This window comes from Streptomyces sp. SN-593 (assembly GCF_016756395.1).
Classification (GTDB): Bacteria; Actinomycetota; Actinomycetes; order Streptomycetales; family Streptomycetaceae; genus Actinacidiphila; species Actinacidiphila reveromycinica.
Genome location: NZ_AP018365.1, coordinates 5,294,821 through 5,317,215, shown reverse-complemented (window position 1 = coordinate 5,317,215; position 22,395 = coordinate 5,294,821). Strand labels below are relative to the sequence as shown.

The window sequence follows — 22,395 nt, the reverse complement described above, 5'->3', positions numbered from 1 at the left end:
AGGTCATGGCGATTGTCAGAGGCGGGATCTACCGTCTGGGACATGGAGACGGAAACGCGGTGGACGGTCGATCAGGTGCTCGCGCTGGCGCCTGACGCCGCATCACGGAAGGCCGGCGCGAAACTCGCGGCGCCCGCGCCGTGGTCCGGCACGGGGGCGGCGGGCACGGCGGTGTGGGGGCTGTGCCGGGGCAGCGGCAGCAAGCCGTACCAGACGGTGGTGGACACCCGCGGTCCGGCGTACCGGTGCAGCTGCCCGAGCCGGAAGTTCCCGTGCAAGCACGCGCTGGCGCTGCTGCTGCTGTGGGCCGGCGGGGCGGAGGGGCCGATCGCCGTGACCGGCGCGGCGGGCACCGAGCCGGAGTGGGTGGAGCAGTGGGTGTCCGCCCGGCGCAAGAAGGAGGAGGCGGGGGCGCCCGGCGCGGCCCGCGCCTCCGGACCCGCGGACCCGGAGGCGGCCAGGCGGCGCGCGGACCGGCGGGCGGTGCGGGTGGAGGGCGGCGCCGCCGAGCTGGAGCAGCGGCTCGCCGACCTGCTGCGCGGCGGGCTGGCCGGGGCGGACCGCGCGGACCACCGCTCGTTCGACGAGACGGCGGCCCGCATGGTGGACGCCCAGGCGCCCGGACTCGCTTCCCGGGTCCGGGAGTTGGGCTCCATACCGGCCTCGGGCGGCGACTGGCCGTCCCGGATGCTGGAGGAGACCGCGCTGCTGCACCTGCTCGCGCGCGGGTTCCTCGGCCGGGAGGAGCTGCCGGGGCCGCTGGTGGACACCGTCCGGGCGCGGGTCGGGTTCACCGTGGACAGCGCGGAACTGCTCGCCGGGCCGACCGTGCCCGGCCGGTGGCTGGTCCTCGCGCAGTACGACACGGCCGACGACCTGACCACCCGCCGGATCTGGCTGCGGGACGGGGCGTCGGGCCGGTTCGCGCTGGTGCTGTCCTTCGGTGCCGCCGGCCGCGCACCCCAACTCGCCTTCCCGGTGGGCGTCGTGATCGAGGCGGACCTCGCCTACCACCCGTCGGCGGTGCCGCTGCGGGCCGCGCTCGGCCCGCACCGCACCTCCCCCGCTCCCCCGGTCGCCGCCCCGCAGGGCACCGCCGTCGGCCCCGCCCTGGACGGGTACGGAGCCGCGCTCGCCGACGACCCGTGGCTGGACGCCTGGCCGGTCCTGCTCCACGACGTGGTCCCCATACCCGGGCCCGACCGCTGGCAGCTCGCCGACGCGACGGGCACGGACGCCGTACCGCTGGCCGGCCCCGCGCCCTGGCGTCTGGCAGCGCTGTCCGGCGGCCACCCGCTCACGCTCTTCGCCGAGCTCACCCCGGCCGGGGCGAAGCCGCTCACCGCGTGGTCCCCGACCTCGCCCGCGCCCACACCCGTCCTGCCCTGACCCGCAGACGGCGGGCACCGGTCCACGCGTCGGGAGCCGACCGCCGCCGACCCGCCGCCTCACCGACTCGCCGACCCGCCGCCCCATCGACCCGGGGGGCACCACCGGGACCCGTACCCGCACCCGCGGGCCAGACCCGGCACACGGCACACCGCGTGCCCGCACACCCGTGGAGTCGAGCGGTACCGAGCCGACGGAGAAGCAGGAGCGAGGGAACGGCCGGAGCGGTCGGCCCCGAGGAGGCCCGCGCCCTCGGCCCGTCGCGTTCCACGCACGGAAGCGGAAGCAGAAGAGGAAGCAGCAGAGGGAGAAGGGGAACCCGATGGACGGGACGTGGGAGGACCTGGTGGGCAGCGCGCTGCTCGGCACCGAGCGGCGGCGGCCCTCGGGCGTCGTGGGGGACGCGCAGGAGGCGGCCGTCGGGCTGCTGGATGCCGCCGCCGTGGGCGTGGTGCGGCGCCGGGCCGGGCTGCGGCCGGGTGTCGCCGGGCCGCGGCCGAGGGCGGCGGCGCCCGACCCGCGCCCGCCGCTGCCCGGCAGCGCCCGGCGCCGGCTGGAGATGATGCTGACCGGCGGTGGCCGGAACCGGCAGGGCACCGCGCCCAACCTGCTGGAGCTGTTGCCGCAGTGGCTGGCGACGGCCCGCGCCCGGGGGTACGCCGCGCCGCCCGCCCTGCTGCCCGCGCTGCTGGACGTCGCCCGAGCCCGCACCGACCTGCGGGCCGACGCCCTCGCCTTCGCCGGCCCCCGCGCGCTGTGGCTCGCGGAGCTGAACCCGGAGTGGAAGTTCGCGCTGCGGTCCGGGGGCGGCGCGGTGGGCGCCCGCACGGCGGCCGGTGACGCGGCGGCGGCCGGGCGGCTGTGGGAGGAGGGTCTGTTCGCGGAGCGGGTCGCGCTGCTCACCCGGCTGCGCCAGACGGACCCGTCCGGGGCGCGGGAACTGCTGGCCTCCACCTGGCGGAGCGAACGCGCCGAGGACCGACTGATGTTCATGGACGCGCTGCGGACCGGCCTGTCCCCGGCGGACGAGCCCTTCCTGGAGTCCTCGCTCGCCGACCGCAGCCGCAACGTGCGGTCCACGGCCGCCGAGTTGCTCTCGGCGCTGCCGTCCTCCGCGCTGGCCGGGCGGATGGCGGCCAGGGCCCGTAGCTGCGTGTCGCTGGGGCCCGACGGCATCACCGTCGAGGCGCCGTACGCGTGCGACGCGGCCATGGAGCGGGACGGGGTGGCGGCCAAGCCCCCCGGCGGACGGGGTGAACGCTCCTGGTGGCTGGGCCAGTTGGTGGAGGCCGCTCCGCTGTCGACCTGGCCGGAGCGCTTCGGCGGGCGGACGCCCGAGCAGATCGTCGCCCTCCCGGTGCTCGACGACTGGCAGCCCGACCTGCACGCGGCGTGGTGCCGCGCGACCGTGCGCCAGCGGGACGCCGCCTGGGCGCGCGCCCTGCTCGGCACCCCGTCCGCGCGGGGTGGCCCGGTAGCGGCGATCGGTGACCCCGCGAAGCTGCTGGCGATCCTCCCGGCGGACGAACGCGCGTGCTGGGTGTCGGAGTTCGTCGCCGCACACGGCCTGCCCGAGGCGTTCCAGATGCTCGGGGTGTGCGCGGTCCCGTGGAGCGCGCCGCTCGGCCGCGCGGTGGTCGACGCGCTCGACATCGCCCGCGACGGCGGGAGCTACCCGTGGAGCTTCAGCGGCGTGATGGGGCTGGCCGAGCGCTGCCTCGACCCCGGCTCCGCCGAGCAGGTCGCGCTGCTCAGCGCCGCCGCCGAGGAACCGCCGAACGGCTCGCCCGGCGCGAGCGCCTACTGGTCGGAGGCGTTCCAGCGGCTGACCGCCACCCTCCGGCTGCGCGCCCTGATGTCGGAGGAGCTGGAGGCGCCCTGACCCGGGGCCCGTCCGGCGGGACGGGTCAGGGCCTGCCCGGCGGATCGTACCGGTCGGGCTCGCGGCGTCCGGTGCCGTGCGTCGCACGGCGGAGAGACATCCTCGTACCGGGTCGTCCGTGGGTGGTTCGACAGCGCGGGGAGGTGCGGTGCCGGGCACCGCGAGCCCGGCAGGATCCGCCGGACAGGCCCCTAGGCGGCCTGGCCGATGTTGGCCCTGACCCAGTCGACGACCTCGCCCGTGGAGGTGCCGGGGGTGAAGATCGCGGCGACGCCCAGCTCGGTGAGCGGCGGGATGTCGGCCTCGGGGATGATGCCGCCCCCGAAGACCTTGATGTCCTCGGCGTCGCGCTCGCGGAGCAGCTCGACCACCTTGGCGAAGAGCGTCATGTGGGCGCCGGAGAGGATGGACAGGCCGATGGCGTCGGCGTCCTCCTGGATCGCGGTGTCCACCACCTGCTCCGGGGTCTGGTGCAGGCCGGTGTAGATGACCTCCATGCCCGCGTCGCGCAGGGCGCGCGCGATCACCTTGGCGCCGCGGTCGTGGCCGTCGAGCCCGGGCTTGGCGACCACCACGCGGATCTGTCCGGACACTCCCATAACTGCCTCCATGATCATGGGGTGCGGCACACCGGATGGGGTGGCGCGGTGTGAGCGAGCCGCAGGTGTAAACGAACGTTAGCGCCCGCGCGCCGCGCCCGACAGTTTTACGCCGGGCGGCGAGGGGGAAATCACACAGTGGGACACATTCACCGAAAGGGCCGGGGCTGCCCGTGGTGACCGGCGAGGGACACGCCGGGAGGCACGGGGACGCCCGGCTCGTTCCTTCGAGAGCCGCAGCCAGGACGCCGCACCGCCGCGTATCGAGCCGCAGGGCGGGGCGGTGCGGCATCCGCTCCGGCTCCCGCTGAGGGCACCGCGGGTCGACGACGACCCGGGCGCCGCGACGGGAGGTGGGCTATGGCAGCCCCGTCCTCGGACAGCGAGCCGGCCCCGGGACCGACACCCCAGGAGCCCTCCGGCCACCTCGGCCGCATCCCCGGCCACGCCCTGTGGAGCGGCGCGCTGTGGAGCGGGCACAGCGCGGAACTGGCCAAGGTCGCCGCGATCGACCTCGCCCTGTTCGCCGGCCACCTGCTGCTCTACCCCACCGGCATCCTGCCCGAGCGCGTGCCGACCCCGCCGCGCGCGCCCGCCGACGACACCCTCGGCACGCGCCGCGCCACGGACCCGCCCGACCAGGGGCGGGCGCACCCCCCGGTCCTGCTGCTGCACGGCTTCGTGGACAACCGCTCGGCCTTCACCCTGCTGCGCCGGTCGCTGCTGCGGCACGGCTGGACCCGGGTCCAGGCCCTCAACTACTCCCCGCTGACCGGCGACATCCGCACCGCCGCGGCGATGCTCGGCCCGCACATCGAGCGGGTCTGCGCGGAGTCCGGGCACGCGCGGGTGGACATCGTGGGCCACAGTCTGGGCGGCCTGGTCGCCCGCTACCACGTCCAGTGCCTGGGCGGTGACGCCCGGGTGCGCACCGTGGTCACCCTGGGCACCCCGCACTCCGGCACCCGCGCGGTGCCCGCCCTCGCACCCCACCCGCTGGCCCGCCAGATGCGGCCGGGCTCGCCCGTGCTGGAGGAGCTGGCGGCGCCCGCGCCCGGCTGCCGGACCCGGTTCGCGGCCTTCTGGAGCGACCTGGACGAGTTCATGATCCCCACCGGGTCGGCGCGCCTCGAACACCCGGACCTGTCCGTCGCCAACATCAGGGTGCGCGGAATCGGCCACCTGGCCCTTCCCGTGCACGGCTCGGTGGCCGCGGAGGTCAGGCGAGCCCTGTCCGGAGCGGGCCCGCTGCCCGACGCCATCGACGCCGCATAACGGACACATAACGGTCGAATACCAACCGAACACCGGGCAAGGCGGGCGTCAGGTCCGGCCGGAAGATTGTCCGCACCCGGTACGGAGGGCTACAGTCGCCGCTGATTCTCCTGCTGCCTAGGCGAAAGAGAAGCTGGCGGTGAACCAACGTCACCCGTCGGAGTACGCCTCCGACCACGACGCCCACGCGTACGACGCCTACCCCCCGGGTTCCTACCCGGCCGTGGGCACCGCATACGCGGACGACACGACCGGCAGCTACAGCTACGCCTCCGTCCCGCAGCAGGCCGCGCCGTACGACGAGCAGTACGCCTACGGGTACGACCCGAACGCGCCCCGGCAGGCCCCGCCCGGCGGCTACGACCCCAGCGGGTACGACACCGGGACGTACGCCTACCCCGCCTACGGCTACGACACGGGCACCCAGCCCGTCTACGACCCGTACGCCGCGGCGGCCGGCACCGGCACCACGTACGACGACACCGGCACGTACGACACCTCCGCCTGGCAGACCGCCGCCCAGCAGGTCCCCCCGCAGCAGCAGGAGTGGGACTCCGGCGCCTACCCGCTCTACGACGGGTACGGCTACGGGTACGACAGCGGCGGCGACACCGGGGTGTACGAGCAGGTGAGCGCGCCGTTCGGGGCCCCCGGGAGCTATGACGCGCCCGGGACGTACGAAGCGCCCGCCGGCGACACCGCCGCCGGGTACGCGTCCGTGTACGGGCCGGCCGCCGACCCCGCGGCCACGTCGACCGCCGCCATGGCGGCGGTCCTGCCCGTCGCCCCCGGGCCCGCGCCCGACGACACCGCGCTGCTCGACGCGCAGTTCGCGTTCGGCGCGCCCGCGGACGACACGCCCGTGCGCCACGACTTCACCGACGACGAGGTGCCCACCGCCCGCAGCCGCCGGCGCAAGCCGGCCCGGCGCTCGGCGCTGATGACCGTCGGGGTGCCGTCGGTGGCCGTGATGGGCGTCGCGGCGGTCGGCGCCGCGGCGTACGGCGAGGTCGGGTCGGCCCACGACGCGTCGGCCACGACGGCCGACGCGGCCGACACCAAGGCGCCGACCACGCAACTCGACCGGCAGTTGAGCGGGGTGAGCCAGGACGCCGACGACTTCGCCACGCGTGCCAGCCGCTCCCAGGAGCGGGTGGACCTCGCGGACCGGCAGGCGGCGGCGAAGAAGGCCGCGGCCGCCGCGGCCGCCCGCAAGGAGGCGCTGCGGCCGAAGTTCGTGCTGCCGGTGAAGCAGAAGGGGCTGAGCGCCTACTTCGGGCAGTCCGGCGAGCACTGGATGGCCCTGCACACCGGCATCGACTTCCCCGTGCAGGTCGGCACGCCGGTGATGGCCGTGACCGACGGCACCGTGCGCACCCAGTGGAACAGCTCCTACGGCAACATGGCGATCGTCACCGCGCCCGACGGCACCGAGACCTGGTACTGCCACCTGAGCAGCACCAAGATCCGGTCCGGCAAGGTGAAGGCGGGAACCGTCATCGCCTACTCCGGCAACACCGGCAACACCACCGGGCCGCACCTGCACCTGGAGGTCCGGCCGAACGGCGGCACGCCCATCGACCCGCTGCCCTGGCTGCTGTCCCACGGGCTGGACCCGAGGTAGCCGCGCCGGCCCGTGCCGGGCCGGCGCCGTTCAGAGCTTCTCGACCGGGGCGTAGCGCAGCAGCAGTTGCTTGGGGCGCTCGTCGCCGAAGTCGATCGTGGCCTTCTCGTCGCCCGGTCGGCCGGTGACCGCGATCACGGTGCCGAGCCCGAACTGGTCGTGGGTGACGCGGTCCCCGACCGACAGCGAGATCACCGGGCGGTCGCCGGCGGAGCGGCGCGTGGCGAAGCCGCCGGTGCCGGAGCGCCCGCGCGCGCCGACGGAGGACGCGACGGACGCGGCCGCCTTGGACCCGCTCCCGCCGCCGGAGGCCGGCTGCCCGGTCCGCTTCCACTCGATGAGCGCCTCGGGGATCTCCTCCAGGAAGCGGGAGGGCGGGTTGTAGGACGGCTGCCCCCAGGCACTGCGCATCATCGAGCGGGTCACGTAGAGCCGCCGGCGGGCGCGGGTGATGCCGACGTAGGCCAGCCGCCGCTCCTCCTCCAGCTCCTTGACCTGCCCGAGGGCGCGCATGTGCGGGAAGACGCCGTCCTCCATGCCGGTGAGGAACACCACCGGGAACTCCAGGCCCTTGGCGGTGTGCAGCGTCATCAGGGTGATCACGCCGCCGGTGTCCTCCTCGCCGTCGGGGGCGTCGGGGATCTGGTCGGAGTCGGCGACCAGCGCGACGCGCTCCAGGAACTCGGCGAGCGACCCGGTCTCCTCGCCCTCCCGCTCCTGCTCGAACTCCAGGGCGACGGCGGCGAGTTCCTGGAGGTTCTCGACGCGGGTCTCGTCCTGCGGGTCGGTGGACGCCTGCAACTCGGCCAGGTAGCCGGTGCGTTCCAGCACCGCCTCCAGCACGACGGCGGGGCCCGCGCCGGACTCCACGACGGTGCGCAGCTCGTCCATGAGGGTGTTGAACCGCTTGACCGCGTTGGCCGAGCGCGCGGCCATGCCGTACGCCTCGTCGACGCGCCGCAGCGCCTGCGGGAAGGAGATCCGCTCGCGTCGGCCGAGTGCGTCGATCATCGCCTCGGCGCGCTCGCCGATGCCGCGCTTGGGCACGTTCAGGATGCGGCGCAGCGGCACCGCGTCCTCGGGGTTGGCGAGGACGCGCAGGTAGGCGAGCACGTCGCGGACCTCGCGGCGCTCGTAGAAGCGGACGCCGCCGACGACCTTGTAGGGCAGGCCGACCCGGATGAAGATCTCCTCGAAGACACGGGACTGGGCGTTGGTGCGGTAGAACACCGCGACGTCGCCGGGGCGGGCGTCGCCGGCGTCGGTGAGCCGGTCGATCTCCTCGGCGACGTACTGCGCCTCGTCGTGCTCCTGGTCGGCGACGTAGCCGGTGATGACGGGGCCCTCGCCGGACTCGGTCCACAGGTTCTTCGCGCGCCGCCCGGCGTTGCGCTCGATGACGGCGTTGGCGGCGCCGAGGATGTTCTGTGTGGAGCGGTAGTTCTGCTCCAGCAGGATGGTGCGGGCCTGCGGGTAGTCCTCCTCGAACTGGAGGATGTTGCGGATCGTGGCGCCGCGGAAGGCGTAGATCGACTGGTCGGCGTCGCCGACCACGCACAGCTCGGCCATCGGGATGCCCGGGGCACCGTCCGCCGTGCCCTCGCCGGTGCCGACGAGTTCGCGGACCAGCGTGTACTGCGCGTGGTTGGTGTCCTGGTACTCGTCGACCATGACGTGCCGGAACCGCCGCCGGTAGTGGTCGGCGACGTCGGGGAACGCCTGGAGCAGGTTGACGGTGGTCATGATGATGTCGTCGAAGTCCAGCGCGTTCGCGTCGCGCAGCCGGGCCTGGTACATCGCGTACGCCTCGGCGAGCTTCCGCTCGAAGAGCCCCCCGGAGCCTCCGGACGCGCCCGCCCGGGCGGCGAACGTCTCGTGGTCGACCAGTTCGTTCTTCAGGTTGGAGACCTGCGCGCTGAACGACTTCGGCGGGAACTGCTTGGGGTCGAGGTCCAGGTCGCGGCAGACCAGGGCCATCAGGCGGCGCGCGTCGGTGGCGTCGTAGATCGAGAACGACGAGGTGAAGCCGAGCGTCTTGGACTCGCGGCGCAGGATGCGCACGCAGGCGCTGTGGAAGGTCGAGACCCACATCGCGTTGGCGCGCGGGCCGACGAGCTCCTCCACGCGCTCCTTCATCTCGCCCGCGGCCTTGTTGGTGAAGGTGATCGCGAGGATGGAGCCCGGGTGCACGTCGCGCGCGGCGAGCAGGTGGGCGATGCGGTGGGTGAGCACGCGGGTCTTGCCGGAGCCTGCGCCGGCGACGATGAGCAGCGGCCCGCCGTGGTGCTCCACGGCGGCGCGCTGCTGCTCGTTGAGCCCCGCGACGAGCTGCGCGGGGTCGAGCACGGGGCGCGCCGCGCCGTTGCGGTAGTGCGCGTCGTGGGCGGGCGGGTCGTCGTACCGCCCCTGGAACAGGTCGTGCGGGACCTCCTCGCCACCGGGGCCGTCCTCGGGCGGCGGAGGCTGCCCGCCGTCGGAGGGCCCGTGGGCCGCGTCCAGACCGTCCAGGAAGTTGTCGTCAAAGAGGCTGCTCATCGCCTCCCGAGTCTAAGGGCTGTTCCGTGATCCCCGACGGGTGTACGACGACGGCGACGGCGCCTCGCGGCCGGGCCGGGCGCACGACGGGAACGGCGGGCCGTACGCACCGGAAGGGCCGGGCCCGGGTAGCCCGGGGGCGACGCTGCGTGACCGCGCGGCGGCGCCGGCGGAAGATGACGAAAAGGTATCGGGCCTTGTCGGACATCGCCCTTCCCAGCCGTGCCGGGCTTTGGCTAGCGTGCCGCACCAGCCGGCACCGGCAGCGTCCGAGAGGAGTCCGCCCGCCATGGCGACGCACCGTAAGGCTCGTACCGCGCTCCTGAGCACCCCCGGGCCGCGCGCGGCCGTGGGGATCACCACGGCCGCGCTGGCCACCGTCACGCTGCTCAGCGAGAGCGCGAGCGCCACGCCCGCTCCGGCGAAGCCCGCGCAGCCGTCGATCAGCGAGGTCAAGAAGCAGGTCGACACGCTCGACCAGCAGGCCGAGGCGGCCACCCAGAAGTACGACCAGGCGCAGGAGCAGACCGACCGGCAGAACACCAAGGTCAACAAGCTGCTCGCGCAGGTCGCCCGGAAGACGCAGCAGCTCAACGACTCCCGGCGCGTGCTGGGCGAGTTCGCGGCGGCGCAGTACCGCAGCGGCGGCGACCTGACCACCAGCCGCTACCTGCTGTCGGGCGACCCGCAGGACCTTGCCGACGAGGTGCACCTGACGGACGTGATGGGCAAGCGCGAGCACGCCGCGGTCGAGGCGTACCAGACCCAGCAGGTCGCGGTGACCCAGCAGCGGGTCGAGGCGGCCAAGAGCCTGGCCACGCTGACCGCCCAGCAGGGCGTGCTGAAGTCCGCCAAGCAGGACGTGCAGACGAAGCTCGGCGCCGCGCAGAAACTCCTCAACAGCCTCAACGCCCAGGAGAAGAAGCGGCTGGCGCAGTTGCAGGCGCAGCAGGAGGCGGCCGCCAAGGCGAAGGCCGAGAAGCTCGCGGCCCAGGAGAAGGCGAAGCAGGCGGCGGCGGCCAAGGCGGCGGCCGCGGCGAGCGCGACCACCACCACGACCACCTCGACGGCCGGATCCACCGCCGCCGAACAGGCCATCGCCTTCGCCCGCAAGCAGCTCGGCAAGCCGTACGTGTGGGGCGCCACCGGCCCGGACTCCTACGACTGCTCGGGGCTGACCCAGGCCGCCTACAAGGCCGCCGGGATCGACCTGCCGCGCACCACCTACGACCAGGTGAACGTGGGCACCAGGGTGGCGGAGTCCGACCTCCAGCCGGGCGACCTGATCTTCTTCTACAGCGACGTGAGCCACGTCGGGCTCTACATCGGCGACGGCGAGATGATCCACGCCCCGCACACCGGCACCGTGGTGAAGATCGCCCCCATCACCGAGATGCCCTTCTACGCGGCCGTCCGCCCGTAATGGCAGCTGTCGTCCGTGTCGCCACCGCATGACCCGGATGTCCGTCGAGCCCTCCGGTAAAACCCAAGGTCACAAAGCGATTTCGGTCACATTGCAATCCAAACTTCCCAAGATGCCGCGAAGTTGACTACGGTAGCCCGCTAGGTGGTCCGCCTCCCGCCGGCAACGGTCCGGCAGCGCACCGCCTCCGCCTAATCCGGCCACCGGCCGGAGCCGGGGACCCAGGAGCACTTCGGGGTGAATCGGGGCAGACGCGACGAGCGCCGGCCCCGTAGGGCGACCTTCCCCGCCCGAACCCGTCAGCTAACCCGGTCGGCGGTCCACGGAAGGAGTCGCCTCCTTGGCGTCGCACCGCAAGCCGCGCACCCCGATACTCGCGTCGACGGGCGCGCGGGCCGCCGTCGGGATCACCACCGCGGCCCTGGCATCGGTCACCCTCTTGAGCGAGACGGCGAACGCGGCCCCCGCGAAGCCCTCCATCAGCGAGGTCAAGAAGCAGGTCGACACGCTCAACCAGCAGGCCGAGGTCGCCACCCAGCAGTACGACCAGGCCAAGGAGAAGACGGCGGCGCAGCGCACCAAGACCAACCAGCTGCTCGCCCAGGTCGCCGACAAGACCGAGCAGATGAACGAGTCCCGGCGCGTGCTGGGGCAGTTCGCGGCCGAGCAGTACCGCACCGGCGGTCTCGGCTCCACCACGCAACTGCTCTTCTCGGACGACCCGCAGAGCTTCCTGTCGCAGAACCACCTGCTGGACCGGCTGACCGCCACGCAGGAGCAGGCGCTCAAGACGTTCAAGATCCAGCAGGAGCAGGCGTCCGTCCAGCGCGCCCAGGCCACCGCGAGCCTGAAGCAGCTGACCAGCTCGCAGAGCACGCTCGCCACGCAGAAGAAGAACGTCCAGACGAAGCTCGCCGCCGCGCAGAAGCTGCTCAACACCCTCACCGCCGCGCAGAAGGCCAAGCTCGCCGCGTTGCAGCGGCCGAAGACGACCACGTCGTCGTCCTCGTCGTCCTCCTCCTCGTCGTCGTCCGGCACCACCCCGACCTACACCGGCAGCGCCACCGGCCGCGCGGCCGCCGCGATCCAGTTCGCGCTGGCGCAGCAGGGCAAGCCGTACGTCTTCGGTGCCACCGGCCCCAGTTCGTACGACTGCTCGGGCCTGACCCAGGCCGCCTACAAGGCCGCGGGGGTCAGCATCGGGCGCACCACCTGGGACCAGGCCAAGGACGGCACCGCGGTCTCGGAGGCCGACCTGCGCCCGGGCGACCTGGTGTTCTTCTACTCCGGCCTCAGCCACGTCGGGATCTACATCGGCAACGGCAACATCGTGCACGCCCCGCACACGGGCGCGTCGGTCGAGGTCGCCCCGCTGAGCTGGATGCCGTTCGCCACGGCGCGCCGCATCGTCTGACCGCCCGCGCCCGCGCCGGATTCGGCGGAGGGCGCGGTGCCGGCGGTCGGCGCGCTGCCGTCCGCCGGCGCGGTGTCGGCGGTCGGCGCGCTCAGGTCCAGAGCACCGCGATGAAGATGTTGACGACGGTCAGGCCGCCGACCGCGCCGAAGGAGACCGCGTCGACCTCCTCCTCGTCGCGCCTGACGTAGACCAGCCCGAGGATCACCAGCAGCACGGCCAGCTTGACGCCGATCTTGACGCTGCTCAGGTGCCGGTCGTCGGCGTGCGCCAGACCGACGAGTGCCACACCGGTGACCAGCATCGCGCAGGCCCCGTAGAGCATGCCGGGCACGAAGCGCGGCGCGGCACCGACCCGGCCCATCGCCTTGAGCTGGGTGAGGAAGCCGCCCAGCAGCGCCGCGATGCCGATGATGTGCAGCCCGACGAAGACATTGATGAGGGTGTCCATGCGCCGGACCCTACGGCGCGCATAGCACCGGGCGGCGGGCGGGGTGCCGTATCGCGGGCTTCGGTCGCCCGGCGCCCGGATGCGGGCGGGTCACCCGTCGGACGGCGGTCGGATCCGGTCGGCCGCGACGGAAAGCGGGCAGTCCCGGACAGTGGGCCCGGGTGGGGTCGGGGGCAGGTTTAGCGTCACTGGCAGGTGGCCGGTACCCATCGCCGACGGCTCGTCCCCGGCGCGGCCACCTCCGCCGGGCCCGGCGGCGCCGCGTTCCCCCGTGCACGGTGCCGCCGGGCCTCCCCGACGAAGGAGTGACGGCCGCATGGCCTCGCACAGTCGCCGCAGTCGCCACCGCCGCGGCCCGGCCCCCGCCCCGGTCCCGCCGGTCGGCCCGGCGGGCCGCGCGGCCTCCGCCGGCCGGCCCACCGACGGCGCCCACGCCGACCGCCCGGCGAACGGCCGGGCATCCGGCCCCGCGGCCGTCGACCGTACTCCCGCCGACCACCCGGCGAGCCGCCACGCACCCACCGACCGTGCCCCCGGCAGCCGCCCGACCCCCGGCCGCCCGACCCCCGGCCGTTCCTCCGCCGACCGCCCGACGGCGCACCGCGCCTCCGCCGGCCCGGCCCCGGCCCGGGCTCCGCTCGGCGGGCTTCCGGCCGCCCGCGCCGCCCTCTCGCTGGTGCTGGTCTCGGCCGCGTCCGTCGGCGCGCTCGGCGGGAACGCGCAGGCCGCACCGGGCCCGGGCGGCGGCCCGGTGACCGCCGGCCCGGACGGCGCCGCCGCGACACCCGCGACCCCCGCGGCAATCCGCGCCCGGGTCGACGCCCTGTACCGGCGCGCGGAGACGGCCACGCAGCAGTACGACGGCGCGCGGCAGCAGGTCGGCGCCGCCCGCGCGGCGGTGGACGGCCTCCAGGACGAACTGGCCCGCAAGACCGCGCGGCTCGACACCACCCGCGACACGCTGGGCGCGGTCGCGGCCGCGCAGTACCGCTCGGGCACGCTCGACCCCACGCTCCAACTCGCGCTCAGCTCCTCGCCGGAGACGTACCTCGCCCAGGCCGGCGCGCTGGACCGGATCGGCGACCGGCAGGCCGCGGCGCTGTCCCGGCTCGCCGGTGAGCGGCGCGACATCGAGCAGACCCGTACCGAGGCGAACGGCCGGCTCGCCGCCCTCAAGGCCGCGCAGGGGCGACTCGCCGACCGCAAGCGGACCGTGCAGAGCGCGCTGCACGCGGCGCAGGCCCTGCTCGCGTCGCTCACCCCGGCCCAGCGCGCGGCCGTCGACGCCTCCGACGGCTCGGGCGGCACCGCCCGGCACTCGGGAGGTGCCGCCACCCGCGGCACCTCCCGCGCACGGCTCGACGCCGACCCGGCGCCCTCCGCGCGCGCCGCGCGGGCCGTCGCCTTCGCCTACCGGGCCATCGGACGGCCCTACGTGTGGGGCGCCACCGGCCCCGGCGCGTACGACTGCTCGGGGCTCACCCAGGCCGCGTGGAAGGCCGCCGGCGTTTCCCTGCCGCGCACCACCTACACCCAGATCAACGCCGGGACCCGCGTGCCGCGGTCCGCGCTGCGCCCGGGCGACCTGGTGTTCTTCTACTCCGGCGTCTCCCACGTGGGGATCTACATCGGACACGGCGAGATGATCCACGCCCCGCACCCGGGCGCCGCGGTCCGGATCGCCCCGATCTCCGAGATGCCCTTCGCCGGCGCCACCCGCCCGGCCTGACGCTGCCCACCCGCCCGGCCCGACGACGCCCTCACGCCCGGCCCGACGCTGCCCATCCGCCCGGCCCGACGACGCCCTCACGCCCGGCGGAACGGCCCGGCTCCCCGGGGGACGAACCCCGGGCCTCAGCGCAGGGTGACCTGGGCGGGGCCGTTGAAGGGGGCCAGGGACAGGACGGTCGCGGGGGTGCGCAGCCCGTCGTGGCCGGCGAACAGCGCGCGGGCCGCCGCGAAGGGCACCTCGCCGCCGGTGACGCGGGCGGCGGTGTCGTACAGCGCGCGGATCTCGCCGGTCATCCCGTCGTCGCTTTCGGCGCCGGTGCCCCAGACGTCCCACAGCAGGGTCTCGACCTTGTTCAGGGCGGCGAGGTCGAGCCGCACGTTGCCGGCCACGAACCACTCCCCCACCATCGGCCCGTCGGGCAGTCGCAGACCGAAGGACTTCGGGTCCGCCGCCCCGGAGCGGACCAGCCGCCACGCCTCGCCTGCGGTGAGGAAGCGGTCCCGCGGCACGTCGGTCGGGTCGAAGGGCATCGGGTACCAGCCGCTGTCGGCGATCTGCGCGTCGGCCAGCAGCCAGCCCCGCTCCTCGTCCCAGTACTCGGTGACGACGTGGTCGGAGTGGAACCCGTCGGTCCCGAAGTAGTCGGCGAAGCCGGAGCGCAGGCGCGCGGGGACGCCGACGTGGCGCAGCAGGGAGACGTGCAGGAGGGTGAAGTCCCGGCAGATCCCGACGAACCGGTCGGCGAGCTCCCGCCGTTCCGCCAGCGGGGCGCCGTCCCGGTCCACCACCAGCCGCAGGATGTCGTCCACGTAGCGGCTCTCCGCGTCGTCGCGCATCCGGTCCGCGGCGATCGGCACCCCGAACTGCCCGCCCTCGACCCGGTGGACCATCACCTCCCGGACCACCCGCGCGAGCGCGCCGGCGTCCCTGGGCAGGTCGGTGTACCAGCCGACGAACTCGCCGGGGTCGGAGAAGGCGCTCTGCGAGGCGTAGAAGGCGGCTTCCTCCGGGGCGAGGCGGTGTGCGGTCATGGCGGAGCCCCCTGCCTGCGGTACCCGTTCTCGGCACCGGACCTCGGCCACGATCCCGACGAGCGCTCCGGCGCACCCCACCGTGCCAAAATCCGCCCCGCCGTGTCCAGGGTCCGTACCGCCACCGGTACCGCGGCGGTACGCCACCGGTACGGCCGGACGGCCCCGGCTTGACCTTCCCCCTGGGACAGGCCCCATCGTGGTCGCACCGGCCGCCGCCCGGGCCGGACGCCCCGGCCGGACCCCCGGGCCGGACCGGCCACGCCTCGGAAGGACGACCGTATGACCTCTGCGACGGCGACCGCGTGCCTCGTTCTCGACATCGGCGGGGTGCTGGAACTGACCCCGCGCACCGGCTGGGACCTGGCCTGGGACCGGCGGCTGGGCCTGCCGGCCGGCACCGTGGACCAGCGGCTGGCACCGGTGTGGCGGGCGGGCGAGGTCGGCGCCGTGACCGAGCCGGAGGTGCGGACCGCGGTCGGCACCGCGCTCGGCCTCGACGCGGACCGGACCGAGGCGTTCCTCGCCGACCTGTGGACGGAGTACCTGGGCGTGCCGAACACCGAACTGATCGCGTACCTGGAGGAGATACGGGGGCGCTGCACGCTGGGCATCCTCAGCAACAGCTTCGTCGGCGCCCGGGAGCGCGAGGAGGAGCGGTACGGCTTCGCGTCCCTGGTCGGCGGACCGGACGCGGTCGTCTACTCCCACGAGATCGGCCTGTCCAAGCCCGATCCGCGGGCGTTCACGCTGACCTGCGAGCGGCTGGGCGCCCGTCCGGCCGACTGCCTGTTCGTGGACGACCTGCCGGCGAACGTCGAGGCGGCCGAGGCGGTCGGGATGTCCGCGGTGCTCCACACGGACAACGCCACGACGCTGAAGCGGATCGCGGCCCATCTCGCGGCCGCGGCCTGAGCCGGCCGTGGACCTGCTGACCATCGGCGCCTTCGCCCGGGCGGCCCGCCTGTCACCGAAGGCGCTGCGGCTGTACGACGAACTCGGCCTGCTGGTGCCGGTCCGGGTGGACCCGGGGACCGGTTACCGCTTCTACGCGCCCGAGCAGCTCGACCGGGCCCGGCTGGTGGCGTGGCTGCGCCGGCTGGGCATGCCGCTGGCCGGTATCCGGCGGGTGTGCGCGTGCGCCACCGACGCGGAGGCCGCCCAGGAGGTGCGCGGGTACTGGGCGCGGGTGGAGGCGGAGACCGCCGCGCGGCGCGACCTCGCCGGGTTCCTGCTCGCGCACCTCGACCGGGCGCCGGAACCCGCGGACGCTCCGCCCGGGTCCCCGGCCGCGGCCGCTGCGGAAGGGGAGCCCGCCGGGCCGCGCGGCGCGCTCGCCCTGCGCTACGCCGCCCGCTCGGACGCGGGCCTGGTCCGGCCGGGCAACCAGGACGCGGTCTACGCCGGGCGGCGCCTGCTCGCGGTCGCCGACGGCTTCGGCCCGGCCGGCGCCCCGGCCAGTGCGGCCGCGATCGGGGCGCTCGCCGGCCTCGACACCGCGGGGCCGCTGCCGCCGGGCCACCTGCTCAACGTCCTCCAGGACGCGGTGGAGGCGGCGGCCCGCGCGGTCGGCGCGAGCACCGGAGCCGGGGGCGGGGCCGGTCCGTGCACTGACGCCGACGCACCGGACGCGATCCCCGACGGCACCACCCTCACCGCCATGCTGTGGACCGGGACCCACCTCGCCCTGGTGCACATCGGGGACAGCCGCGCGTACCTGCTGCGTGGCGGCGAGCTGTTCCTGATCACCCACGACCACACGCTCGTGCAGTCCATGGTCGACGACGGCCGCCTCACCGAGGCCGAGGCCGCCTCCCACCCGGACCGGTCCCTGCTGCTGCGCGCCCTGCTGTCCGGCGGCCCGGCGCCGACCGCCGACCTGAAGCTGCACGCGCCCCGGCCCGGCGACCGCTACCTGCTGTGTTCCGACGGGCTCCCCGCGGTGGCCGGGGCGGCGGACATCCGCCGGGTGCTGGCGGCCGAGGCCGAACCCGACGCCGCCGCGGCCGCGCTGGTCGCGCTGGCGAACGCCGCCGGCGGCCCCGACAACGTGAGCTGCGTGGTGGCGGACGTCGTCGTCCCCGCGACGGCGGCCGCCATAAGGGTACGAACTACCACTTAAACCCCGACCGGAGGTCACGGTTCGGGCATTCCGGCCACCGCGGCACCGCACCGGCGTAGTGTCTACGCTCGCCCGATGAGCCGACCCGACGGGAGAACCACGGATGCAAGCCCTGGAGGCGAGTTGGGGCGACTGGATGGCGGCCTTCCGGCAGCGCTACGACCGGCTGCCCGAGGCCGCGCCCGACGTGCACTGTCCCAACTGCGGTACGCCGGAGCTGAACCTGACCTTCTGCGGCCTGCCGGCCGACCGCGTCGGATACGCGTCCTTCTGGTGCGGGAGCTGCCTGACCGGCGTCCACCTCAGCCGCTGCGCGGTGCCCGAGGACGTCCCCATGGACTCCTTGCACACCCCGGTGGAGCAGCGCACCGCCCACACCCCCAACTACGCCCTGGTCTGGCCCACCGACGACGAGGACGGCTGAGGACGACGGCGGGGCGGCGGACCCGGGTGGCGGCGGGACGCCCGTCCCCGGACCGGCCGTCCCCAGACCGGCCCTCTCCGGACCGGCCGTCCCCGGACCGGCTGCCTCAGACCAGCCGGCGCGCCGTCGCCCACCGCGTCAGCTCGTGCCGGTTGGACAACTGGAGCTTGCGCAGCACCGCGGAGACGTGGGACTCCACCGTCTTCACCGAGATGAACAGCTGCTTGGCGATCTCCTTGTACGCGTAGCCGCGCGCGATCAGCCGCAGCACCTCGCGCTCCCGCTGGGTGAGCCGGTCGAGGTCCTCGTCCACCGGCGGGGCGTCGGTGGACGCGAAGGCGTCGAGCACGAACCCGGCCAGCCGCGGCGAGAAGACCGCGTCGCCGTCGCGCACCCGGAAGATCGAGTCGACCAGGTCGGGGCCGGTGATGGTCTTGGTGACGTAGCCGCGCGCGCCGCCGCGGATGACGCCGATCACGTCCTCGGCCGCGTCGGACACCGACAGCGCGAGGAAGCGCACCGGCCGGTCCGGGTCGGCGCTGAGCGCGGCGCACCGCCGCAGCACCTCCACCCCGCCGCCGCCGGGCAGGTGGACGTCGAGCAGCACCACCTCGGGCCGGGTCGCGGTGACGACAGTGACCGCCTGGTCCACGTCCGCCGCCTCGCCGACCACCTCGACCCCGGTCTCCGCGGTGACGCCGATCTCCGCCTGGACCCCGGTGCGGAACATGCGGTGGTCGTCGACGAGGACCACCCGGACCCGTCGCTCGTCTCCCGTGGGCGTAGTCATGCCGCCGCCACCCTCTCCATCTCCAGTTCGACTTCCGTGCCGCCGCCGGGCGCGGGCCGCAGCCGGGCCTCGCCGCCGTTGCGCCGCATCCGTCCGATGATCGATTCTCTTACGCCCATGCGGTCGTCCGGAACCCGGTCGAGGTCGAAACCGGGACCGTGGTCGCGCACGGAGACGAACACCCTCGCCTCCTCCACCTCGGCGTAGACCTGGACCGCGCCGTCGCCACCGTACTTCGCACCGTTGACCATCGCCTCGCGCGCGGCCTGCGTCTGCGCCACCAGCCGTTCGTCCAGCGGGCAGTCGCCGACGCAGACCACCTCGACGGGCACACCGTGCGCGTCCTCCACCTCGGCGGCGGCCGCCCGTACCGCCTCGGCCAGCGTGGTCGGCTCGTCGTCGCGGCCGGTGCCCTCGGGGCGGTAGAGCCAGGCCCGCAGCTCGCGCTCCTGCGCCCGGGCCAGCCGGGCCACCTCGCGCGGCTCCTCCGCGTGCCGCTGGATCAGCGTGAGCGTGTGCAGCACCGAGTCGTGCACGTGGGCGGCGACCTCCGCGCGCTCCTGGGCGCGGATGCGCAGCAGGCGCTCGGCGGACAGGTCCTGTGTCATCCGCACCAGGTACGGGCCGGCGATCAGCGCGACCCCGACGAGCACCGCGAGCGCGGCCTGGAGGATGCCGCCGAGGTGGCCGCCGGAGCCGCGCACCACGATGAACCCGGTCACGCCCGCGATCACCAGCACGATGCCGCCGGCCGCGCGCACCAGCGGCCAGAACCGCTTGCCGTGGCTCATCTCGACCCAGCGCGCCTTGCGGGCGTTGTCGGCCTGCCGCCACACCAGCGCGACGCCGACGCCGATCACCAGCAGCGGCCACACCGCGCGGTTGGCCGCGCCGAGGTTGAGGTTGTCCACGAGGATGCCGGTGCCGACCGCCAGCGCGATCAGGGCCATCACCTGGCCCTTGTCGGGGCGCTTGCCGGCCAGCCAGGAACGGGCGTCGCGCGGCTCCTTCGCCTCCGCGACGCCTCCGACCCCGAGCGGGACGAAGAACCAGAACACCGCGTACAGCAGGATGCCGATGCCGTTGAAGACGGCGAGCAGGACGAACAGCGCCCGCACCCACAGCACGGGCAGCCCGAGGTGGCCGGCCAGTCCGCGCGCCACACCGCCGACCATCCGGCCCTCGGAGCTGCGGTAGAGCTTGCGCACCCCGTCCGCACCGGGCTGCGGGGGCGCGAGGAAGGACGCTCCGGAGACGCCGCCGGACGGTCCGGGCGGCGGCGGGGGGCTGGCTGACATACCCCGATCGTCACACAGGCACGTCCCGCGGGGCATCAGGGTGAACCCCCGTAGGGCGGCCGGCGAACCCCCAGCCGGTGTCCGGGGCGGGATCAGGGTCGCACCAGGGTCGGGCCGGGTGCCGGTGCGGCGCGCGACCGGCGACCATGGTGTGCATGACCGACGACCCCACCGACCCGAGCGCGGCCCCGGCGCCCGGCGGCCCCCCGGGCGCCACCCGGGTCGGCGCCGACCCCGCCGGCACGCGCCCGGGCGGCCACGGAAGCGGAGGCGGAAGTGGAAGCGGAGGGGACAGCGGAAGCGGAGGGGACAGCGGCACCGGCGCCACCCGCGCGGCCGACGGGGGCACCGGCGGCACGGACCCCGGCCGCCCGAAGCTCCGGCGCGGCCACGGCGACGACAAGGTGCTCGCCGGTGTCTGCCACGGGGCCGGCCGCTACTTCGACGTCGACCCGGTCATCATCCGGATCGTGCTCGCGGTGCTCGCGCTGACCGGCGGCATCGGCCTGATCATCTACGGGCTGGGCTGGCTGGTCGTCCCGCAGGAGGACGAGGAGGAGAGCGAGGCGCACCGCCTGCTGTCCGGCCGGATCGAGGGCGCGCCGCTGACCGCGGTGCTGATGGCCCTGGTCGGCTGCGGGCTGTACGCCTCGCTGCTCGGCAACGGCGCCAGCCAGGCGTTCTCACTGATCCTGCTGGTCGCCACGGTCGCCGCCGTCCACTGGTCGCAGCAGCGGTCCCGGATGCGGGCGGCCGGCGAGGCCCCGCCGGCGGCGGCCGGGTCCGTCGCGGACGCGCCGCCCGCCGCCCAGGCGCCGCCCGGGCCGGGGAGCACCCCGTCGTGGTGGCGCGACCCGCTGACGAAGGCACCGCCCTACCTGTGGGGCCCGGACGACGGCCCGTACGAGGAGGCGGACCGGCAGGCGTGGCGGGAGCGGCGCAGGGCGGCGCGCCGGGAGCGGACGTGGCCGTTCGGGCTGGCGGCCTTCGTACTGGCGGCGACGGCCGCGGGTGTGGGCACCTCGGTCGCGCTGCCGCGCACGTCGGTGGGCCGCAGCGCGGAGATCGGGCTGGTGTCCGCGCTGTTCGTGTTCGGCGCCGCCTACCTCGTGGCGTCCTTCGCGGGACGGCCGCGCGGCCTGACCGCGTTCTGGTCGCTGCTGACCGTCGCGGGGCTGGTCGGCACGGCCTGGCTGCCGAAGGACGGCACCGGCTGGACCACCCGCTGGGCGCCGGCCTCCGCGACCGCGGTCCGGCCCTCGTACGAACGCGGCGCCGGACACGTCGTCCTCGACCTGCGCAGGACGTCGCTGGCCGGCCGCACCGTCAGCACCCGGCTGAGGGTGCGGGCCGGCGAGGCGCTGGTGCGGCTCCCGGCGCACGCCACAGTGGTGCTGCGCTACCACATCGGCGTCGGCGAGCTCATGCTGCCCGGAGAGGAGCACGGCGGAGTGGACGTCAAGACCGGGGCCCACGACACCAAGGTCTTCGGCCCGGCGCCGGGCACCGCGTCGGACGGGACCGTCGACCTGCGGGTCGACGTCACCGCCGGAGACGTGCGGGTGGTCCGGTGAGGCGGCACCGCTTCGAACCGGCGGCGCTGGCGATGGGCCTGGTGCTGGTCGCGCTCGCCGGGTTCTTCCTGCTCGACGTGCTCGGGGTCTGGGACCTGTCGGACCCGCACCGCACGATCCCGATCGCGGGCACGGGCCTCGGCCTGGTCGCGGCGACGGCGGTCGTCACGCAGGGGGTGCGGACCGCACGCGCCCTGCGGAGGCGCCGGTCCCCCCGGCGGTAGCCGCGGCGGTGGCACGGTCGGTCCCGGTGGAGGCGGTGCCCGGGCCGGCTCCGCTGCGGCGCTTCCTGATCAGCAGGTCGAGCGACAGGTACGGGGTGCCCGCGAGCAGCAGCGGCAGCCAGGCCATCAGGTACGCGAGGTCGTTGCCGTAGTAGTAGGGCGTGGTGGACCAGCTCACCGTCAGCCACAGGCTCAGCGAGATCAGCGCCCCGCCGAGCGCGGCCACCCGGCCGAGCAGCCCGAAGAACACGCCGAGGCCGACCGCCAGCTCGCCGAAGGCGATCGCGTAGCCGAAGCCGTGCGGCGCCTTCAGCGCGAGGTCGACCAGCCCCGGGATCGCCGCCGAGTCCCGCACACCGTGCAGGGTCTGGAGCAGCGAGCCGTTCGCCGAGTCGGTGAAGAAGGTGTCGCTGGTCAGCTTGTCCAGCCCGGCGTAGGCGAACGTCACCCCCAGGAAGATCCGCAAGGGCAGCAGCGCGTACCGGCGCGCGGTGTCCCGCCACGTCTCCAGCATCTTCTTCCGCCTCTCCCGCCGCTGTTGGTGGGGTGGAAGTCGTCTTCCGGTGCAGCGGCGTCAGGGGGAGGTACGTACGCCGGGGCGCCGCGAC

18 protein-coding genes, 1 pseudogene and 1 riboswitch are annotated in these 22,395 nt (G+C 74.9%); of the genes and pseudogenes, 12 read left to right on the top strand and 7 right to left on the bottom strand.

Going from position 1 to position 22,395, the window contains the following annotated elements:
- The first annotated feature begins 42 nt into the window (after positions 1-42).
- Entirely contained in the window at positions 43-1,389 is a 1,347-nt protein-coding gene (locus tag RVR_RS22615) for an SWIM zinc finger family protein (protein WP_202235612.1), read from the top strand.
- A 322-nt stretch (positions 1,390-1,711) separates the two neighbouring features.
- Complete coding sequence (locus RVR_RS22610; RefSeq protein WP_202235611.1) at positions 1,712-3,271, top strand: DUF5691 domain-containing protein; 1,560 nt, start codon at positions 1,712-1,714, stop codon at positions 3,269-3,271.
- Positions 3,272-3,462: 191 nt separating this feature from the next.
- Here the strand turns inward: RVR_RS22610 and icmB are convergent, their stop codons facing one another.
- Entirely contained in the window at positions 3,463-3,870 is a 408-nt protein-coding gene (gene icmB / locus RVR_RS22605) for a coenzyme B12-dependent isobutyryl CoA mutase small subunit (protein ID WP_202235610.1), read from the bottom strand.
- Between the two features lie 360 nt (positions 3,871-4,230).
- Here icmB and RVR_RS22600 point away from each other — a divergent pair, with 360 nt between their 5' ends.
- Complete coding sequence (locus tag RVR_RS22600; protein ID WP_202235609.1) at positions 4,231-5,145, top strand: esterase/lipase family protein; 915 nt, start codon at positions 4,231-4,233, stop codon at positions 5,143-5,145.
- Positions 5,146-5,284: 139 nt separating this feature from the next.
- A complete protein-coding gene (locus RVR_RS22595; RefSeq protein WP_202235607.1) occupies positions 5,285-6,769 on the top strand; it encodes a M23 family metallopeptidase in 1,485 nt (494 codons plus the stop codon).
- A gap of 30 nt (positions 6,770-6,799) precedes the next feature.
- Here the strand turns inward: RVR_RS22595 and pcrA are convergent, their stop codons facing one another.
- Positions 6,800-9,304 (bottom strand): DNA helicase PcrA, encoded by a 2,505-nt coding sequence (pcrA, locus tag RVR_RS22590; RefSeq protein ID WP_202235604.1) that lies wholly within the window; start codon positions 9,302-9,304, stop codon positions 6,800-6,802.
- A 289-nt stretch (positions 9,305-9,593) separates the two neighbouring features.
- Here pcrA and RVR_RS22585 point away from each other — a divergent pair, with 289 nt between their 5' ends.
- Together RVR_RS22585 and RVR_RS22580 are read left to right on the top strand one after the other, a co-directional pair.
- Positions 9,594-10,727 carry a C40 family peptidase gene (locus tag RVR_RS22585; RefSeq protein ID WP_202235602.1) on the top strand — a complete coding sequence of 378 codons (1,134 nt, stop codon included), beginning with the start codon at positions 9,594-9,596 and terminating at the stop codon, positions 10,725-10,727.
- A gap of 178 nt (positions 10,728-10,905) precedes the next feature.
- A riboswitch (cyclic di-AMP (ydaO/yuaA leader) is annotated at positions 10,906-11,060 on the top strand.
- Positions 11,061-11,067: 7 nt separating this feature from the next.
- Positions 11,068-12,141: a C40 family peptidase gene (locus RVR_RS22580; protein ID WP_202235601.1), complete on the top strand. Its 1,074-nt coding sequence runs from the start codon at positions 11,068-11,070 to the stop codon at positions 12,139-12,141.
- Positions 12,142-12,232: 91 nt separating this feature from the next.
- On the opposite strand, the gene RVR_RS22575 is transcribed toward RVR_RS22580, so the two are convergent.
- Positions 12,233-12,592: a hypothetical protein gene (locus RVR_RS22575; protein ID WP_202235600.1), complete on the bottom strand. Its 360-nt coding sequence runs from the start codon at positions 12,590-12,592 to the stop codon at positions 12,233-12,235.
- A 673-nt stretch (positions 12,593-13,265) separates the two neighbouring features.
- Between RVR_RS22575 and RVR_RS22570 the strand changes: the two genes are divergently transcribed.
- Positions 13,266-14,321 carry a C40 family peptidase gene (locus RVR_RS22570; RefSeq protein ID WP_202238927.1) on the top strand — a complete coding sequence of 352 codons (1,056 nt, stop codon included), beginning with the start codon at positions 13,266-13,268 and terminating at the stop codon, positions 14,319-14,321.
- Positions 14,322-14,446: 125 nt separating this feature from the next.
- On the opposite strand, the gene RVR_RS22565 is transcribed toward RVR_RS22570, so the two are convergent.
- Entirely contained in the window at positions 14,447-15,355 is a 909-nt protein-coding gene (locus RVR_RS22565) for a transglutaminase-like domain-containing protein (RefSeq protein ID WP_202235599.1), read from the bottom strand.
- A 282-nt stretch (positions 15,356-15,637) separates the two neighbouring features.
- Here RVR_RS22565 and RVR_RS22560 point away from each other — a divergent pair, with 282 nt between their 5' ends.
- The 3 genes from RVR_RS22560 to RVR_RS22550 all read left to right on the top strand — a co-directional run bounded on the left by RVR_RS22560 (position 15,638) and on the right by RVR_RS22550 (position 17,901).
- A complete protein-coding gene (locus RVR_RS22560; protein ID WP_202235598.1) occupies positions 15,638-16,270 on the top strand; it encodes an HAD family hydrolase in 633 nt (210 codons plus the stop codon).
- A 7-nt stretch (positions 16,271-16,277) separates the two neighbouring features.
- Positions 16,278-17,477, top strand: coding sequence for a MerR family transcriptional regulator (locus RVR_RS22555; RefSeq protein WP_202235597.1), 1,200 nt, complete (start codon positions 16,278-16,280; stop codon positions 17,475-17,477).
- A 103-nt stretch (positions 17,478-17,580) separates the two neighbouring features.
- Complete coding sequence (locus tag RVR_RS22550; RefSeq protein WP_202235596.1) at positions 17,581-17,901, top strand: hypothetical protein; 321 nt, start codon at positions 17,581-17,583, stop codon at positions 17,899-17,901.
- 106 nt (positions 17,902-18,007) lie between these two features.
- On the opposite strand, the gene RVR_RS22545 is transcribed toward RVR_RS22550, so the two are convergent.
- Both RVR_RS22545 and RVR_RS22540 read right to left on the bottom strand, forming a co-directional pair.
- Positions 18,008-18,691: a LuxR C-terminal-related transcriptional regulator gene (locus RVR_RS22545; protein WP_202235595.1), complete on the bottom strand. Its 684-nt coding sequence runs from the start codon at positions 18,689-18,691 to the stop codon at positions 18,008-18,010.
- Complete coding sequence (locus RVR_RS22540; protein WP_202235594.1) at positions 18,688-19,989, bottom strand: ATP-binding protein; 1,302 nt, start codon at positions 19,987-19,989, stop codon at positions 18,688-18,690. Before RVR_RS22540 ends, RVR_RS22545 begins: the two co-directional genes overlap by 4 nt.
- 155 nt (positions 19,990-20,144) lie before the next feature.
- Between RVR_RS22540 and RVR_RS22535 the strand changes: the two genes are divergently transcribed.
- Both RVR_RS22535 and RVR_RS22530 read left to right on the top strand, forming a co-directional pair.
- Positions 20,145-21,563, top strand: coding sequence for a PspC domain-containing protein (locus RVR_RS22535; protein ID WP_202235593.1), 1,419 nt, complete (start codon positions 20,145-20,147; stop codon positions 21,561-21,563).
- The gene (locus RVR_RS22530) at positions 21,560-21,787 is read left to right on the top strand and encodes a hypothetical protein (protein ID WP_202235592.1); all 228 of its coding nucleotides are present in this window, start codon (positions 21,560-21,562) and stop codon (positions 21,785-21,787) included. Before RVR_RS22535 ends, RVR_RS22530 begins: the two co-directional genes overlap by 4 nt.
- A 43-nt stretch (positions 21,788-21,830) precedes the next feature.
- On the opposite strand, the pseudogene RVR_RS22525 reads toward RVR_RS22530, so the two are convergent.
- Positions 21,831-22,301 (bottom strand): annotated as a pseudogene (locus RVR_RS22525) (DoxX family protein); the annotation flags it as partial.
- Positions 22,302-22,395 lie beyond the last annotated feature (94 nt).

What these genes read in the sequence shown, in the direction of transcription:
- RVR_RS22545 (WP_202235595.1), bottom strand. Translation starts at nt 18,691, where the DNA reads ATGACTACGCCCACGGGAGACGAGCGACGGGTCCGGGTGGTCCTCGTC.
- RVR_RS22540 (WP_202235594.1), bottom strand. Translation starts at nt 19,989, where the DNA reads ATGTCAGCCAGCCCCCCGCCGCCGCCCGGACCGTCCGGCGGCGTCTCC.
- RVR_RS22535 (WP_202235593.1), top strand. Translation starts at nt 20,145, where the DNA reads ATGACCGACGACCCCACCGACCCGAGCGCGGCCCCGGCGCCCGGCGGC.
- RVR_RS22585 (WP_202235602.1), top strand. Translation starts at nt 9,594, where the DNA reads ATGGCGACGCACCGTAAGGCTCGTACCGCGCTCCTGAGCACCCCCGGG.
- RVR_RS22615 (WP_202235612.1), top strand. Translation starts at nt 43, where the DNA reads ATGGAGACGGAAACGCGGTGGACGGTCGATCAGGTGCTCGCGCTGGCG.
- RVR_RS22560 (WP_202235598.1), top strand. Translation starts at nt 15,638, where the DNA reads ATGACCTCTGCGACGGCGACCGCGTGCCTCGTTCTCGACATCGGCGGG.
- RVR_RS22575 (WP_202235600.1), bottom strand. Translation starts at nt 12,592, where the DNA reads ATGGACACCCTCATCAATGTCTTCGTCGGGCTGCACATCATCGGCATC.
- icmB (WP_202235610.1), bottom strand. Translation starts at nt 3,870, where the DNA reads ATGGGAGTGTCCGGACAGATCCGCGTGGTGGTCGCCAAGCCCGGGCTC.
- RVR_RS22600 (WP_202235609.1), top strand. Translation starts at nt 4,231, where the DNA reads ATGGCAGCCCCGTCCTCGGACAGCGAGCCGGCCCCGGGACCGACACCC.
- pcrA (WP_202235604.1), bottom strand. Translation starts at nt 9,304, where the DNA reads ATGAGCAGCCTCTTTGACGACAACTTCCTGGACGGTCTGGACGCGGCC.
- RVR_RS22550 (WP_202235596.1), top strand. Translation starts at nt 17,581, where the DNA reads ATGCAAGCCCTGGAGGCGAGTTGGGGCGACTGGATGGCGGCCTTCCGG.
- RVR_RS22565 (WP_202235599.1), bottom strand. Translation starts at nt 15,355, where the DNA reads ATGACCGCACACCGCCTCGCCCCGGAGGAAGCCGCCTTCTACGCCTCG.
- RVR_RS22610 (WP_202235611.1), top strand. Translation starts at nt 1,712, where the DNA reads ATGGACGGGACGTGGGAGGACCTGGTGGGCAGCGCGCTGCTCGGCACC.